16 protein-coding genes are annotated in these 15,834 nt (G+C 60.2%); 4 read left to right on the top strand and 12 right to left on the bottom strand.

Annotated elements, in window-relative coordinates; genetic code table 11:
- Window positions 1-233 precede the first annotated feature (233 nt).
- The 3 genes from ACNFG0_RS08310 to bglX form a co-directional block, all read right to left on the bottom strand.
- Entirely contained in the window at window positions 234-1,568 is a 1,335-nt protein-coding gene (locus tag ACNFG0_RS08310; protein ID WP_196166174.1) for a sigma-54-dependent transcriptional regulator, read from the bottom strand.
- The gene (locus tag ACNFG0_RS08305; protein ID WP_416764442.1) at window positions 1,562-3,319 is read right to left on the bottom strand and encodes an ATP-binding protein; all 1,758 of its coding nucleotides are present in this window, start codon (window positions 3,317-3,319) and stop codon (window positions 1,562-1,564) included. The genes ACNFG0_RS08310 and ACNFG0_RS08305 overlap by 7 nt, the downstream gene beginning before the upstream one ends.
- Window positions 3,320-3,460: 141 nt before the next feature.
- Window positions 3,461-5,752, bottom strand: a complete 2,292-nt coding sequence (bglX, locus tag ACNFG0_RS08300) for a beta-glucosidase BglX (RefSeq protein WP_196144309.1) — start codon at window positions 5,750-5,752, stop codon at window positions 3,461-3,463.
- Between the two features lie 225 nt (window positions 5,753-5,977).
- On the opposite strand from bglX, the gene ACNFG0_RS08295 reads away from it, so the two are divergent.
- Entirely contained in the window at window positions 5,978-6,595 is a 618-nt protein-coding gene (locus ACNFG0_RS08295) for a TPM domain-containing protein (RefSeq protein WP_196144308.1), read from the top strand.
- A 98-nt stretch (window positions 6,596-6,693) separates the two neighbouring features.
- On the top strand, window positions 6,694-7,905 hold the full coding sequence (locus ACNFG0_RS08290; protein WP_416764441.1) for a class I SAM-dependent methyltransferase: 1,212 nt from the start codon (window positions 6,694-6,696) through the stop codon (window positions 7,903-7,905).
- A gap of 20 nt (window positions 7,906-7,925) precedes the next feature.
- On the opposite strand, the gene ACNFG0_RS08285 is transcribed toward ACNFG0_RS08290, so the two are convergent.
- From ACNFG0_RS08285 to ACNFG0_RS08245, 9 genes are all read right to left on the bottom strand, one after another.
- Window positions 7,926-8,837 (bottom strand): EamA family transporter, encoded by a 912-nt coding sequence (locus ACNFG0_RS08285; protein WP_416764440.1) that lies wholly within the window; start codon window positions 8,835-8,837, stop codon window positions 7,926-7,928.
- Window positions 8,834-9,565 carry a hypothetical protein gene (locus tag ACNFG0_RS08280; protein WP_416764439.1) on the bottom strand — a complete coding sequence of 244 codons (732 nt, stop codon included), beginning with the start codon at window positions 9,563-9,565 and terminating at the stop codon, window positions 8,834-8,836. The genes ACNFG0_RS08285 and ACNFG0_RS08280 overlap by 4 nt, the downstream gene beginning before the upstream one ends.
- Before the next feature lie 17 nt (window positions 9,566-9,582).
- A complete protein-coding gene (locus ACNFG0_RS08275; RefSeq protein ID WP_416764455.1) occupies window positions 9,583-10,395 on the bottom strand; it encodes a saccharopine dehydrogenase C-terminal domain-containing protein in 813 nt (270 codons plus the stop codon).
- Window positions 10,396-10,422: 27 nt separating this feature from the next.
- Window positions 10,423-10,971, bottom strand: coding sequence for a saccharopine dehydrogenase NADP-binding domain-containing protein (locus ACNFG0_RS08270; protein WP_416764438.1), 549 nt, complete (start codon window positions 10,969-10,971; stop codon window positions 10,423-10,425).
- A gap of 544 nt (window positions 10,972-11,515) precedes the next feature.
- Window positions 11,516-12,532 carry a DUF4917 family protein gene (locus ACNFG0_RS08265; protein WP_416764437.1) on the bottom strand — a complete coding sequence of 339 codons (1,017 nt, stop codon included), beginning with the start codon at window positions 12,530-12,532 and terminating at the stop codon, window positions 11,516-11,518.
- A 95-nt stretch (window positions 12,533-12,627) separates the two neighbouring features.
- Entirely contained in the window at window positions 12,628-12,915 is a 288-nt protein-coding gene (gene nadS, locus ACNFG0_RS08260; RefSeq protein WP_196156544.1) for a NadS family protein, read from the bottom strand.
- The gene (locus tag ACNFG0_RS08255) at window positions 12,912-13,232 is read right to left on the bottom strand and encodes a type II toxin-antitoxin system RelE/ParE family toxin (protein WP_416764436.1); all 321 of its coding nucleotides are present in this window, start codon (window positions 13,230-13,232) and stop codon (window positions 12,912-12,914) included. Before ACNFG0_RS08255 ends, nadS begins: the two co-directional genes overlap by 4 nt.
- Window positions 13,233-13,611: 379 nt before the next feature.
- Complete coding sequence (locus ACNFG0_RS08250; RefSeq protein ID WP_416764454.1) at window positions 13,612-13,758, bottom strand: 2-oxo-4-hydroxy-4-carboxy-5-ureidoimidazoline decarboxylase; 147 nt, start codon at window positions 13,756-13,758, stop codon at window positions 13,612-13,614.
- A 21-nt stretch (window positions 13,759-13,779) separates the two neighbouring features.
- Window positions 13,780-13,968: a hypothetical protein gene (locus ACNFG0_RS08245; protein WP_416764435.1), complete on the bottom strand. Its 189-nt coding sequence runs from the start codon at window positions 13,966-13,968 to the stop codon at window positions 13,780-13,782.
- Window positions 13,969-14,080: 112 nt separating this feature from the next.
- Between ACNFG0_RS08245 and ACNFG0_RS08240 the strand changes: the two genes are divergently transcribed.
- Window positions 14,081-14,308 carry a type IV toxin-antitoxin system AbiEi family antitoxin domain-containing protein gene (locus ACNFG0_RS08240; protein ID WP_416764434.1) on the top strand — a complete coding sequence of 76 codons (228 nt, stop codon included), beginning with the start codon at window positions 14,081-14,083 and terminating at the stop codon, window positions 14,306-14,308.
- Window positions 14,309-14,331: 23 nt separating this feature from the next.
- On the top strand, window positions 14,332-15,804 hold the full coding sequence (locus ACNFG0_RS08235; RefSeq protein ID WP_416764433.1) for a DUF3375 domain-containing protein: 1,473 nt from the start codon (window positions 14,332-14,334) through the stop codon (window positions 15,802-15,804).
- Window positions 15,805-15,834 lie beyond the last annotated feature (30 nt).

Raw genomic sequence — 15,834 nt, 5'->3', positions numbered from 1 at the left:
GCCTGGGCGCGGCTTGAGAAGGCGATTGCAGAAGGTGTGCCAAATGGTGCAACGGTGGCGCAGCGCGCCCCATCGCGGGGCAAGCCCGCCCCTACAGGTCCCTGAAATCCAGGCATTCGCGCCCCCCCTGTAGGAGCGGGCTTGCCCCGCGATGGCTGCGCAGCAGCCCCCATCCGATCACTCGGATAAGCAATATCTTGCTCACTCAGGCCAAACGATAGGCAAGAATCCGCCTATTCCCGCTCGATAAAATCCTCCCGCACCAACCCATGGCGCTGCATTTTTTCGTTCAGCGTACGCCGCGGCAGCTGCAAGGTTTCCATTACCGCCTTGATTTCGCCCTTGTGCTGACGCAGGGCTGCCCGCAGGCACTGGGCTTCGAATGCTTCCATCTGCCCAGCCAGGGATTGCCCGTCCGGCGCCGCTTCGACGTTGGGCGCGTCCAGCCCCAGGGCATGGCGCTCGGCGGCATTGGCCAGCTCGCGTACATTGCCCGGCCAGTCATGGGCCAGCAGCCGCGCCAGTTGCACGCCCGAAAGGGGCGGCGCGGTGCGGCCCAGGCGTTCGGCCGCGGCCCGGGCAAAGTGCTCGAACAGCAAGGGGATGTCTTCGCGCCGCTCGCGCAAGGGGGCCAGGCGCAGCTCGGCGACGTTCAGCCGGTAGGCCAGGTCTTCGCGGAACCGTCCGGCCCGGGCCTCTTCCAGGAGATCCGGCTTGGTCGCAGCGATGATCCGCAGATCGACGCTGATGCTCTGGTTGGCGCCCAGCCGTTCCAGCTTCTGCTCCTGGATCACGCGAAGCAGCTTGGCCTGCTGGGCCAGGGGCATGCTCTCGATTTCGTCCAGGAACACCGTGCCACCATTGGCGTATTCCAGCTTGCCGATACGCTTGCCCTGGGCGCCGGTGAAGGCGCCGCTTTCGTGACCGAACAGCTCGGCCTCGAACAGTGACTCGGGGATCGCTGCGCAATTGAGGGCCACGAACGGCTTGTCGGCACGCGGGCCGAAGTCGTGCAGGCAGCGGGCGACGCGCTCCTTGCCGCTGCCGGTTTCACCGCGCACCAGCACATTCACCGGCAGGCTGGCCAGGTCCAGGACCTGCCGGCGCAGGTTCTGCAGGCCTTGGGACATACCCAGCAGCGTGCCCTCCAGCCGCGACTTGAGGTCGGCCTGTTGATGCAGGCGCCGGTTCTCCAGCACCAGCTGGCGTTTCTCCAGCGCACGGCGCAGGCTGCCCAACAGGGTCTGTGGCGTGAAGGGCTTTTCCAGGAAGTCGTAGGCGCCGCTGCGCATGGCCTCGACCGCCATGGGCACGTCGCCGTGGCCGGTGAGCAGGATCACCGGCAGGTCCGGGTCCTGTGCCTGCAGTCGCTCGAGCAACTGCAGGCCATCGATGCCCGGCATGCGCACATCGCTGACGATTACCCCCGGGAAATGCGCCGGCAAGTGCGCCAGGCATTCCTCGGCACGGGCGAACAACTGGACGCTGAAGCCGCTGAGGCTCAGCCACTGTTCCACCGCGGTGCGGATACTGGCTTCGTCATCGACGACGATCACCGAATTCAACATACGGGCTCCTGGTCACGGGGCAGGGTGAAGCTCAGACGTGCACCGCCCGGCAGGTTCTCGGCCTGCAACTGGCCGCCGGCCTCCTGAACGATACCGTAGGAGATCGCCAGGCCCAGGCCAAGCCCTTCGCCCACCGGCTTGGTGGTGAAGAAGGGGTCGAAGACCTTGCTCAGGTCCGCCTTGGGGATGCCGCCGCCGGAGTCGAGCACGCTCAGCCGCCACTGGCCGTTGTCGGCTTCGATGCGAATCTCCAGGCGTTTGTAGCGTTTATCGGCCATGGCGTCGAGGGCGTTGCGCAGCAGGTTGATCAGCACCTGCTCGAGGCGGATCGCGTCGCCACGGACCCAGGCCGGGCGCGCCAGGTACTGTGCGACCTCGACACCTTCGTCGCGGATGCGCGCCTCGAGCAGATGCAGGGCCTGGTCGACCACGGTCGCCAAGTCCAGGCGCTCGCGCAGGCCACCTGGGCTATTGCGGGCGAAGGTCTTCAGGTGCCCGGTCAGTGCTGCCATGCGCTTGAGCATCTGTTCCAGGGGCTCCAGGGCGCGGCGGGCTTCGTCGATGCGGCCATGGTCGAGCAGCAGGCGCAGGGTTTCCAGTTGCATGCGCTGGGTGGTCAGGGGTTGGTTGATCTCATGGGCCAGGGCCGCAGACATCTGCCCCAGCGCGGCCAGCTTGGTCGATTGCACCAGGCCTTCCTGGGCGGTACGCAGCTCACGGGTGCGTTCTTCCACCAAGCGCTTGAGCTCGTCGCGGCTGCGCTTGCGCAAGCGGGCCAGGCGCAGGCGTTGGCTGACGAACAGCGCGGCGAACACCAGGGTCAGCCAGATGGCCGCGGCGGCCAGGGCGGCGTTGCGGCCATCGGCGCTGACCTGGGGCTTGCGCAGCAGGTGCAGGGTCCAGCCTTCGGCCTCCAGCGGCAGGCTTTCCCACAGGTATTCGGCACTACCCTCCGGGCCTTGCACCCGACTCAGGCGGCTGTTGTCGCCGAAATCGGTCAGCACCTGATGCTGCAAGGGCACCAGGGGTTGCTTGTCGTACTGCCGGGTTTCGGCCAGCTCGGCGCGGTCGGCGCTGGAGAGCGGTTGCAGTTCGCGGTAGCGCCAGCCGTCCTGGTTGGCGATGAAGGTGATGCCACGGGCATCGCTGACCAGCAGGATGTCACTGCCCTGGCGCCATTCGCGCTCAAGCTCGGGGAACTCCAGCTTGACCACCATCGCCCCAAGGAATCGCCCCTGCTCGTCGTTGACCGCGCTGGCCAGGAAGTACCCCGGCACGCCGCTGGTGACGCCAACCGCATAGAAGCGGCCGCTGCCGTGGGTGCGGGTCTGCTTGAAGTAGGGGCGAAAGCCGTAGTTGGAGCCGACGTAGGTGGTCGGCAGGCGCCAGTTGCTGGCGGCGATGGCAAGGCCGGTACGATCGAGCAGCTCGAGGGTCGAGGAATTGGCCGCGCCATTGATCCGTTCGAGCTTGTGGTTGAGGGCATCCTGCACATGCTCGTTGACCGGGCCGCGCAGGGCGGCGATCAGCTCCGGGTCCAGGGCCAGCACGGCCGGCAAGGCGCGGTAGCGTTCGATCAGTGTGTGCAGGGCATTGGCGTACAGGGTCAGCTGCTGGCTGGCCCGGCGGGCGTCGGTCTCCATGGCCTGGCGCTTGGCCTGGTGCATCGCCCAACCGGCGCTGAGCGCGGTGCCGACGAGGATCACCATTAGGATCATGGCCAGGCGCAGGGTACGGAAGGAAAAAAGCATGAGGCAGGTCCTTGGCCTGTGCGGCTGTTTGACGGTGACATGGCGGGCTTCATCGCGGGGCAGGCCCGCGCCTACAGGAACAGCGTCATCCCTGTGGGCGCGGGCTTGCCCCGCGATGGGGCCCGCACCGGCACCGCAGGCTTACATCAATTCGAAGCTCTGCTGCTGCACCGCCTCGGAGTCCAGGCCGACCTGGACGTTGAATTGCCCAGGCTCTGCGACCCGTTGCAACTGGCCATTGTAGAACTTGAGGTCGTCCTCGCTGATGCGGAAGGTCAAGGTCCGCGATTCGCCGGCCTTGAGCATCAGCTTCTGGAAGTTCCTCAACTCCTTGACCGGGCGGCTCATGGACGCACTGACGTCCTGCAGGTACAGCTGCACGACCGTCTCGCCGTCGCGCTTACCGGTGTTCTTTACCGTTACCTTGGCCTCGAGCGTACCGCCACGCTTGAGCTGCTGGCTGCCCAGGGTCAGGCCGGAGAGCTCGAAGCTGCTGTAGCTCAGGCCATAGCCGAACGGGTAGAGCGGGCCATTGGGCTCCTCGAAGTACTGCGAGGTGTAGTTGCCGGGTTTGCCCGGCGTATAGGGCCGGCCGATGCGCAGGTGGTTGTAGTACATCGGAATCTGCCCGACCGAGCGCGGGAAGGTGATGGCCAGCTTGCCGGACGGGTTGTAGTCGCCGAACAGCACATCGGCGATGGCGTTGCCGCCTTCGGTGCCGCTGAACCAGGTCTCGAGCATGGCGTCCGCCTGTTCGCGCTCCCACGCCAGAGACAGCGGGCGGCCGTTCATTAGCACCAGTACCAACGGCTTGCCGGTGGCTTTCAGCGCCTTGATCAGGTCTCGCTGCACCTTGGGAATTTCCAGCGTGGTGCGGCTGGAGGACTCGTGGGACATGCCGCGCGATTCCCCGACCACGGCCACCACCACGTCGGACTGCTTGGCAGCCTTCACCGCTTCATCGATCAACACAGCCGCGGGGCGAGGGTCGTCGACGATCTCGGGCGCTGCGAAGTTGAGGAAGTTCAGATAGTCGAACATGGCCTTGTCGCCGGTCACGTTCGACCCCTTGGCATACACCAGCTTGGCTTTGCCCGCCAGCGCGCGGCCCAGGCCTTCGCGCACGGTCACCGAGTGTTCCGGTTTACCGTCGGCGGCCCAGCTGCCCATCATGTCGATCGGTGCGTCGGCCAGCGGGCCGACCAGGGCGATGGTGCCGGCTTTCTTCAAGGGCAGGGTCTGGTTGCGGTTTTCCAGCAGCACCAGGCTGCGGCGCGCCACGTCCCGGGCCGCCTCACGATGCAGGCGGTTTTCGGCGTAGTAGTCGGCAACGTCGTGCTCAGGCTTGCCGATACGTACGTACGGGTCCTTGAACAGGCCCATGTCGTACTTGGCGCCTAGCACTTCGCGCACCGCCTGGTTCAGCTCGGCCTGGGTCACTTCGCCGGACTTCAGCAGGCCCGGCAGCTCCTCGCCGTAGAGAGTGTCGTTCATGCTCATGTCGATGCCAGCCTTGATCGCAAGCTTGGCAGCCTCGCGGCCATCCTGGGCCACGCCATGGCGGATCAGTTCCTGGATGGCGCCGTGGTCGCTGATGGTCACGCCCTTGAAGCCCCATTCCTTGCGCAGCAGGTCGTTCATCAGCCAGGTGTTGGAGGTGGCTGGCACGCCATTGATGGAGTTCAGTGCCACCATCACCCCGCCAGCGCCAGCATCGAGGCTGGCGCGGTAGGGCGGCAGGTAGTCGTTGTACATCTTCGGCAGGCTCATATCGACGGTGTTGTAGTCGCGCCCGCCCTCCACCGCGCCGTACAGGGCGAAGTGCTTGACGATGGCCATGATGCTGTCGGGGTTGGCCGGGCTCGAGCCCTGGAACGCCTTGACCATCACCTGGCCGATCTTCGAGGTGAGGTAGGTGTCCTCGCCGAAGCCTTCGCTGGTGCGACCCCAGCGCGGGTCGCGGGCGATGTCGACCATCGGCCCGAAGGTCATGTCCAGGGAGTCGGCCGCCGCCTCGATGGCCGAGGTGCGGCCGACCTTGGCAATGGCGTCCATGTCCCAAGTCGCGGCCAAGCCCAGGCCGATCGGGAAGATGGTGCGTTCGCCGTGGATGGTGTCGTAGGCGAAGAACATCGGGATCTTCAGGCGGCTGCGCATGGCAGCGTCCTGCATCGGCCGGTTCTCCGGCGCCGTGCGCGAGTTGAAGGTGCCGCCGATGCGCCCGGCGGCGATCTCCTCGCGGATCTTCTCCCGGGGCATTTCCGGGCCGATGCTGATCAGGCGAAGCTGGCCGATCTTTTCGGCTTCGGTCATCTGGCCGATCAGGTGTTCGATGAACGCCTGCTTGTCCTGCAGGGGCGGTGCGGAGGGGGCGGCCAGGGCCACCTGACTGGCAAGGCCCATGGCCAGGCCCAGCAAAGACAGTTTCATCATGAATTCCGTTGTCGTGGCCAATGCCGTATCCACGAAGATACGCGCCCGGCCTGAGTTTTCTTGGCGGCTGTTCTTGTACGGTTCGCCGGGCGTTTCTTGGCCGATCCGCCCTGCAGGGTCCAATGCAGCGGCGGATTATGCCTCATCTGGGGCGTGTCATGAGATACACTCCCGCCGACCGGCTGCCGGGACAACAACTATAAGAACGACCGAGAGACCCAGGGCATGACTGTTTTCAACGAATACGAACAGCGCCAGATCGCCGAGGCCATCGCCCGCGCCGAGCAGCGCACCGATGCGGAGCTGGTGACCGTGCTGGCGCGGCGCGCCGACGACTACGCCTACCTGCCACTGTTGTGGGCTGCACTGCTGGCCCTGGCGATACCGGGCTTCGCACGCCTGGCCTTGGGTTGGCCCGATATTCGCACCTTGCTGGTGGCCCAGATGATCACGTTCGTCATCCTCTGCCTGTTACTGCGCAATCCGCGCCTGGCCAGCCACCTGGTACCGCGTCTGTTGCGCCAGCGTCGTGCGTCGGGCCTGGCCCGGCAGCAGTTCCTGGAGCTGAACCTGCAACGCACCGCCGGCGCGACGGGGGTGCTGATCTTCGTCAGCGAAGCCGAGCGCCATGTGGAGATCCTGGTGGACGAAGGCATTGCCCGTCATCTGCCGGACCAGGCCCGCGAGGCGCTCGTCGCGCGCTTCACCGAGCAGGTGCGCCAAGGTCAGACCCTGCAAGGCTTCGTCGAGTGCATCGAAGCGTGTGGCGAATTGTTCAGCGAGCATGTGCCGCCGACCTGCGCGCGCAACGAACTGCCCAACCGCCTGGTGATCCTCGACTAGCCGCGTCCATCGAGAAAGCCTTCGCGCTGGGCGGGCATCGACGTAGAATGCCCGCCATTGCGCGTTGCGCTCCCCGCATTTCGAGGCACCCACTTCCCATGTCCGCCACACCTTCCGCCACCACCGCGCCGGATGCGCGTGCCCAGTTCCTTGGCCTGCTGGCCGATGCCCTGCACGGGGGCAGCCTGGCCAAGCTGGTGCTGGCGCGCCCGGTCGGCGCCGACCAGACCCTGCAGCGGATCATCGCCAAGCCCGTGGTGGTCAAAGGCCAGCCGTGCCTGTCGCTGGTCTACCGTCACCAGACCCGCGACATCACCCGCAACCTGCCGCTGAAGGAGGCCCAGGCACTGGTCGCCGACCTGCTGCCAGAAAGCTTTCGCAATGCCCACCTGTTCACCGCAGAAGGTGAAGTGCAACTGGGCTTCAGCAAGAAGGGCAAGCCGATGCTCCAGCGCCATGTCGCCCAGCCGGCCCGTGAGCAGGCGGGCGCTGCCCACGACCGGGAGAAGAAGCGCTACCTGGAGCTGTCGCGGCCGTTCCTGCGCGACCTCGGCGTGACCGACGCCCAGGGCGCGTTGATTCCGTCGATGTCGCGAAAGTGGAAGCAGATCAACAAATTCATCGAAGTGTTCGACCATGCCCTGGCCAGCGCGCCGCTCGCTGCGAATCAGCCACTGCGGGTGGCGGACTTCGGTTCGGGTAAGGGCTACCTGACCTTCGCCATGCATGACTACCTGCGCAATACCCTGGCCCGTGAGGCGCAGGTGACCGGCGTCGAACTGCGCCAGGACATGGTCGATTTGTGCAATGCCGCCGCCGCGCGCCTGGATCACCCGGGCCTTGAGTTTCAGTGCGGCGACGTGCGCAGCGTGGTGCCGGAGGCCATCGAAGTGATGATCGCCCTGCACGCCTGCGACATCGCCACCGACTACGCCATCCACACCGGCATCCGCTGCAACGCCGCGATCATCATGTGCTCGCCGTGCTGCCACAAACAGATCCGCCCGCAGCTGCACAGTCCAGGGCTGCTGCAGCCGATGCTGCAATACGGCCTGCACCTCGGCCAGCAAGCCGAGATGCTCACCGACAGCCTGCGCGCGTTGTACCTGGAGGCCTGCGGGTACGAGACCAAGGTGTTCGAGTTCATTTCGTTGGAGCACACCAACAAGAACAAGATGATCCTGGCGGTCAAGCGCCGGCAGCCGGTGGATAACCGCGCGCTGCTGGAAAAGATCGGGCAGCTCAAGGCGTTCTACGGGGTGCAGGAGCATTGCCTGGAGACGTTGTTGCGTCAGGATGGGTTGATTTGATAGTCCAGCGCCCTTCGATATCAGCCATCGTGTAATGATATGACGGCAACGCCAGCTACGATTACCAGAATGGATGTGGTTTTGCGTAATAGGCTGGTCGGTGCGATGTCCTCGGTTAGAAGAGTTGGAAAATAGCGGGTGGCAAGGAACCCAAACAGTAGGACAAATAAGGGGTGGATGCTGACGACGACGGATACCAACGCAGCACCACCGCCCGCAGACAGAGCCGCCATAAAGAATATATAGCCGCCGACATCGAAAATGTTGGTGAGGCCGAAGACCCCAAACTGCTTGAGGTTAAATTGCTTCAAGTCATGCGTGATCAACCTTCGGCAATGAGGAATCAAAAGCAGCAGTAAACCACCGAGCGCGTAACCTAGAAAGTTAAAGAGCAGTACGGGCGCTAAACTTGTTACTTTAAGTATCTCATCTGAAATTACTGTTGATGTTGCGCCAAAAAAAGCGGAAACCAAGATCATCATGATGTGCTTTTTCTGACCTAGACCGTCAAGGGTCTTACCAGATGCGCATAGCAAGAGGATACCACTCGTTATCAATAAGAAACCTCCCATTTGCCCGTATGTGGGGATGCTATTGAATAGCAGTGCTGAAGCGATCAGTACGAATAGAGGTTCGGATTGGTGAATCGGTATTACAATCGACACATCCATGTCTTCTAGAGAGTAGCTGTAGGCGAAGTATTGCAAAAATATAGCAATGCCTGAAATTAAGTTTATACAGGCGATGGCTATGTCTAGGTCTTTGGGCCTTAGGAAAGCATAAATAATGGCGGCGAAAAAAATATTTCCAATGCTCAATAGGAAGATAAAAGAGATGTAATTGGATGTTAGGTTGTTGATTGCAAATTTATCGATCATGTTGGACAGGCTCCACAGCAGTGGAGCCATGAGTGAAAGAAATAGCCAGCTCATGACGCTTTTCCTAGGGTGTCAAGTATCGTTGTTCGGCTTTGATGAAAAAGCACGTTCGAGAAGTCGTCTGTGTCATGGTCGAATATAAAGGTGTTTTGGTAAGTGAACGCATGGCTGCTCTCGAAGTCGATGATGTCGCTCAAGAAATCTGACGCCTCTTCGAACCTTGATGTGTGGTGGAGTTTTAAAAGTTTAATGGCGTTTCCATAATGAGCCGCTTCATCTCTTGCGGCATGTCTTATCCAGGTTGATAAGCAGTGCGGGCCCAGGCTGTCATAGAGCTCAAAGTCTTGTTTGTAGGCTCTTGTGCTGGTGATTTCGTCAAAAGCAATGGATAGCAATATAGTAAATTCGTCGCGTAGGAACGGGGAGATTAATTCGAAGTCAGGTTTCCTGGATTTGATTTTCTGGTCAATGTGTTCTTCGCTTTGGGCATAAAGGACGCTGTTTATTTTGCGAAGTCCCCGGTAGTGATTTTGCTCGTCAAGATACCATAAGCAGACAAATTCGAGGAATTCATCGCTAAGGAACAAGTCTTCTCGCCTAAGAAGGTAAGTCAGAAAGTGTCTTGAGTCGAACTCTGAGCTCATGTCGTGCCAGAAATTTCGTTGGCGTATGTTGATTCTTTTTCTGCAGCCGGTAATTGTATCTGGCGTTAAATCTTTCAGCAGCTCTACAGAGGACCAGTCGTAGTACTTCAGGTTGATGGCTGTTTTTGTATGGTTCATGGGTGTACTCCTTGTGCTTACTCTAAGAAGTTTTCGAATTGCCAAGCATCATCGGAGTTGGATTCGCTCGGAAACAGAACTTCTTTGTTACAAGTGGGTATCCATTCCGTGTAGACGCCGACCATGTCGCCTAGGTAGCGTCGAGAAATATCAAGCGCAAACGCGAAGTCCATTTCTTCCGCCTCCACGATGCCTTGCTTGGGGTGTTTAAGCGCCCACTTTATGCCAGCAAGAACGCCAGCTGCTACTTGTAGTGTGGTGGCTGAGCTTGCAGGGTTCAAAGTCTGAGCGGTAGTGTTCTTCAGCACGGAGCCGTACCAATGCGCATTTTTTTCATGCCCCATGAGAAGTACGCCGAGATAGTCGGCACCACTAATTATTTCTTCACCTTTTAACACGCGTCTGTGCCGCTGCGGCTTCAATGAGTTGCCGTTGAGTTCATGCACGGATAGGATCGCATCGTTGCATGGATGATAGGCATAGGTTACGGTCGGTCTATAAATTTCTTGGTCGTTGGGCCTGTATGTCAGATAGTCAGATAACGAGAGGGATTCATTGTGGGTGATAAGAAATCCTAAACACGGGCCGCATGCCGGTGTCCAGGTCTTTATCCGGACGGAAGTGCCTGGACGGTTCAGGTAAATTGATTTTTTACACGTGGGTGTATGAAATTTAGCACCGTCAGGTAGTGTCTGTTCATGTGTCCCCCACCCGAGCTCTGAGGGTTGGCATCCTTCTCCAATAAATCCATCCACAGACCATGTGTTTACAAACTCATCCGGATGCTTTGCGATCTTGGCTGCTTGAGTGTCATGCTCAGCGATGTGTATTGTTTTAATGTTTAGTTTCCAGGCCAGTTACGCCCACTCTTGGCGCGTAGCAGGGATGTGATCGCTCGCTCCCATCAAATCATGTCGAAGGTTGAGCAAGGCTTGTTTGACGAAGTGCGATACCAAGCCGGGGTTTGCTCCATGAGCGATGACAGCCGTTGGTCCATTGCGAAACAGCCGTTTCTCCGCGAGAAGGTGCGCTCGCAAAGAGTGGTTCGTTCTTTTTTGGAGATCTATGTTGCTGTTTGTATAGTGCCCGGCCCATGGTTCAATGCAGGTGTCTAAGTATAGAGCTCCTTTCTCTTGGCAAAATAATACGAGTGGGAGAGTTGCGACATCGACGGAAAGATTGATGAGGCAGGTTTCCTCATCTAAATCTTTGAGGATGTTCGTATAGTTTTCTTTTGTCAGCGCTTGGTTGTGCCAGGTTATAGTGAGCCCATGTGTACGCGTTTGTCTGTCTTCAATGCAAGGCGCAATGATTTTCAGTGATGTGATTGTCTGACCCAGTTCGCTGACGAGAATGGGTAAGAAAGCAGCGGATACCGCCCCGTAACCAATAATTATTATCTTCATCTGCTGGCTCTGTTTGGTTTTAGTCGTGAATGCGTGTGACCGGTTCGAACTCTATGGTGCATTGCTTGTGAGACTGCTCAGGCAATGTGTGAGCCAGATAAAACAATAGGAGGTAAAATGGGTCAACGCTTTTCGAGAGGGCTATTGTAATTTCAGCGCGGGACTACAGATGGGGCCTAAAATTTTGTAGGGAGTTTCTTGTTTATGGCGGGTGGGGGCGATTTTAAATGTTCAGTGTTTGTGGATGCGATCAAGCACATGTCCTGCAGGATGAGTCGAGGCAAGAAAATACGTAGAGCCCAAAACGAATGCATAGGCACTGGGTCTGACCAGATCAGCTTGATAAACGACTAGGATTTTACGGTGATAATGCCGCGATTGATGGCGGCTCACATGCTACTTAGTGATGGCTTGGTGCCTGAAACGACCATCGCTGCATGCACCTTGATGGATATTCAGGGCAGTGTGCCACAGGCTGTTAAAACAGTTGCTCATGAGACATTATCAATGCAGTGGGAATGTCGGTAGATAGAATCAGGGTGGCTTACCGCCGCTGCATGTAATCCGCGGGTACCTCGATCGCCAATTCCGGGCTACCCAGCGGATGGCTGCTGGCATCGAAGAAATGCAGTTCCGTTTCCGGCATGTCGGCAAACCGCTGAACGAAATGTTGCTTTTGGTTGATGACCGATGCTTCGCTCAATGGCCGGATGGCAATCGACAGATGCCTTGGCCGAGCCTGACGGATGGCATCGAGCAGGTGCTGGTCGCTGGCGTCCAGATGCTGGCCGAACAGGCACAAGCCTTCGCGTTCCTCGGCAAGTTTCCCCAACCCCCACGACAGGTAATCCGACGCGCGAATGGCGCGCAGCTTTTCTTCGCTGCGGCTTTCATTGACGAACAGCGGCACCTCGCCGGGGATGTTCACGGCAAACCCATCGAGCAGTTCGCTGCACTCGGCGCTGCGCAGGCGCGTGGTGCCGTCGGGCAGCTTGAGCAAGTGCAGGCCACCGTGCAGGTGGACGACCCGTGTCCCTTCGCCTGCAGTACGACGCACGTCGAAGAAACCCTGTTCGTCGAACAGTGCGGCGAAGCCTTCGGGCGCTTGCTGCATGGCCCAGGGCAGCACCAGGTCATAGTTGCTGGTGTAGACGTTGCGATAGTCGCGTAGCGCCTGGTTGATCGTCGCCAGCGTATTACCTGGCACCCGCGCCCAGGGCAGGTGCACGGCGCGTATGGCGTGGATCAGGGCTTCCTTGATCGAGTAGTAGCGGTTCAGCGGTGCGGTGGAGTTGATCGCCAGCGCGGCATTGGCACGCACGGTGGTGTTGAGGGTACTCAAGACCGGCTCGAACAGCTCGGTACCCAGGGCCTTGAACAGCGCCTGGTCGCTTACGCCCAGTGCCTTGTGACGGACCCGCTGGGCCTCCTCGAACAACGAGAAGTAACCGAACGGTTTCCACAAGGCGCGGCTGGCGCCGTTGCCCAGCAGCAGGGCAGAACAGGGGTGGCGGTCGTTGAGCACCTGCCAGGCGGGCAAGTGGGCATCGAGAGCGGGCATGATGAGTCCATTGGGCTGGGCGAGAAACGCGGGGACTTTAGCATGCCGGGCACGTTGTGCGGGACAGCCTCCGTGCAACCGTCCTGCCCGGTAGCTCAATGGGACAAGGCTTTGAGCACATGTTCGGGATCGTTGTGTATCGCCCGCAGTAGCGCCTTGGCCGCGCCGGTAGGCTCCCGGCGTCCTTGCTCCCAGTTACGCAATGTCGCAACCTGAACGTCGATCATCTCTGCGAAACGTGCCTGTGAAAGGCCAGTGGCCTTGCGTATGTTTCTGACTTGCACGGCATCGATTTCGAAGATGCGAGAAGGTTTGCGGGTGCCTTGTACAATTTCGTCCATTTGTTGGACGCTTTCCATCAGCTCGTCGAAGAATCTGCTCATGACCGCTTCCAGTTTTCGATGATTGTTCTCAATGCGCTGCGTTTGGCGCTGGATAACTCCTGCTCTTCGTTCTTGGGGTAGATGTAGAGCATGGCCAGTTGCGAGGTGGATCCGAAGTGGTAATAGATAACCCTGGCTCCGCCACGTGTTCCATGGCCTTTTGCTGCGACACGAATCTTGCGTAATCCGCCTGTACCCTCGATGAGGTCACCTGCTTCGGGCGTGCCCATTAATTTCAATTGCAACGCACGGTAGGCCTCGTCATCGAGCAGGCTTTTTACGCGTTTGGTGAACACTGGCGTTTCGATGAAAAGCATAGCATGGCATACGTCATTGGCGTAGTGCCTGGCATGTCAGCGCTACAGGAATGGAGAGGAGAGACTATCTGTCTTGCGTCATCCCCCTGAATAAGAAGCGCTCCTGCAAGTACGTAGGTCATTTCCTCACGGATGCGGAGAACCCCGCTCTCATAGAACAACGCATAACTATTTGAGTTTGCGGGCCTTGTGGGAGCGGGCTTGTCCCGCGATTGGGCCGGGCCGGATATCACCGTCGCCTGGCAAGGGCTTCGCCCTTAATCGCGGGACAAGTCGGACCGCCGCACCGCCGCTCCCACAGGGGGAGCGGCGCTAGCCGCTTGTTCTCTGCGCGACAGCGCAGCCCGAAGGGCTGGGTAATCTCCCATAGGGATTGTGCTTAGGTGTGGTGGCGTACGCAGATGATGAAGGGGAAACCATGGCGCTCGCGGTACTGGCGGTTCATCCGTTGCAGGTGCGCTTCCTCGTCCTGGGGCAGGGCGTCCAGGCCGGCGCTGGTCTGCTCGTCGACCGAGGCGTTGGTCAGCCCGCCTTTTGTTGGCTGTGCTCACGCCTCCTGCAATGCCGTTGCCACCTGCATCGCCACCTCGATGAAGGCACGCGCGGCGGCAGTCAGGTAGGCGCCCTTGCGCTGCAGGTGCCGCGGCTCTAGGTCCAGGGCGGTGAGGTCGCTCCAGCGCAGGCTCGCAGGTTCGCCAGTGAGATCATCGAGGACTTCCGAGATATTGTTGGTCAATGGCGAACCCTGGCTCAGGGCCTAGGCTTATCCTCGCGCATTCCAGATAGACGAGTTTCACCCTATCGTTTGATGTATAAGATCAACGAAATCAAGGGACATCTTTGAGGCGATGAAAAGATCCTCACATGCCCAGCGCGTTCTTGCCCTGCTCCACAAGCAGGGCTTCCTGAGCACCAGCGATTTGGACACCATCGGCGCGCCGCGGGTGGTGCTAACACGTCTGTCCACTTCCTGGCAGTTGGAGCGTGTCGGGCGCGGCCTCTACCGTTTGCCAGGCAATTCGCGCCTGCTGGGCGAGCCGATCTGTGCATTCGGATCGAGACGTCGTTGTCAATGAACGGATCGAGTAGGCAACCCATCATGGTACTGGACCACCTCACACTCACTACATACCGTGATCGGCATCCTGCATGGCGATTGCTGGCCTCGCCGCATGCGCCATTGGTAGCAAGCTTCCTGTACCGGGTGTTCGTTGCACCAAATGTGCGGCTGACGAGCGAAGCGGATCTGGCCGAAATGCTGGAAGACGAGTTGTTTGCCCTGCACGAACAGCTCGGTGCCGAGGTGTATCCGAAAGCCGCAACCGAATACCTGAATGACTGGTGCGCGCCGGACAAGGGTTGGCTGCGCAAGTTCTACAAGCCCGGCACCGACGAGGCCCAGTTCGATCTCACCCCCGCCACAGAAAAGGCCATCGCCTGGCTGGTGTCGCTGACCGAACGGCCTTTCGTCGGTACGGAATCGCGCCTGCTGACCTTGTTTGCGCTGCTGGAGCAGATCAGCACCGGAAGCGAGGCCGATCCAGCCAGGCGCCTGGAGGAACTGCGTCGCAAGCGCGACGAGATCGATGCCGAGATCGGCCGCGTCCTGTCCGGTGATGTACCGCTCATGGATGACACGGCCATCAAGGATCGCTTTCTGCAATTCCAGCAGTTGGCGCGCGAACTGTTGAGCGATTTCCGCCAGGTGGAACATAACTTCCGCCAGCTCGACCGCAGCGTCCGCGAGAAGATCGCGTTGTGGGACGGCAGCAAGGGGGCTTTGCTCGACCAAGTCATGGGAGAGCGCGATGCCATCGGGGATTCCGACCAGGGGCGCAGCTTCCGTGCATTCTGGGATTTCCTGATGTCCAGCCGTCGCCAGGAGGAACTGTCCACACGGCTCGACCAGATCCTCGACCTGCCCGCCGTGGCTGCGCTCAAGCCGGAGCCGCGCACCCGCCGGGTGCACCACGATTGGCTGGAAGCGGGCGAACATACCCAACGCATGGTGGCGCAGTTGTCGCAACAACTGCGCCGCTTCCTGGATGACCAGGCCTTCCAGGAAAACCGCCGCATCCTCGAACTCTTGCACGGCATCGAAACCAAGGCGCTGGCCTTGCGCGACATGCCTCCGGCCGGCGACGTGATGCCCCTCGACGAGATGGGCGCGGACATTGCCCTGACACAGGAGCGCCCCCTGTTTACGCTTCATACCAAGCCACGCCTGGCGGAACTGGTCCTTGAGGACGGTGACGACGACATCGACACCGCACGCCTGTTCGACCAGCACGTCGTGGACAAGACCCGCCTGCGTCAGACCCTGCGGCAGGCATTGCGGCAGCAGTCGCAGATCAGCTTGCGCGCGTTGCTGGAGACTCAGCCGCTGCAACAGGGATTGGCAGAGCTGGTGACTTGGCTGGAACTGGCCCACGCGGGCAGCCGCGGGCTGGATGGCCTCAGGGCCACGGTGGATGACGATGTGCAGGAGATCGTTGAATGGGCCATGCAGGACAGCGATGGCTCAACGGTACGACGGCGGGCGCGAATGCCCCGCGTTATTTTTGCGCGTTGAATGCACAAGCTGCGACCGATAGAGCGAAGA

Origin of the sequence: Pseudomonas sp. NY15372 (assembly GCF_048068215.1) — a bacterium.
Classification (GTDB): Bacteria; Pseudomonadota; Gammaproteobacteria; order Pseudomonadales; family Pseudomonadaceae; genus Aquipseudomonas; species Aquipseudomonas guariconensis_A.
This window is presented reverse-complemented; position numbering and strand designations above follow the sequence as displayed.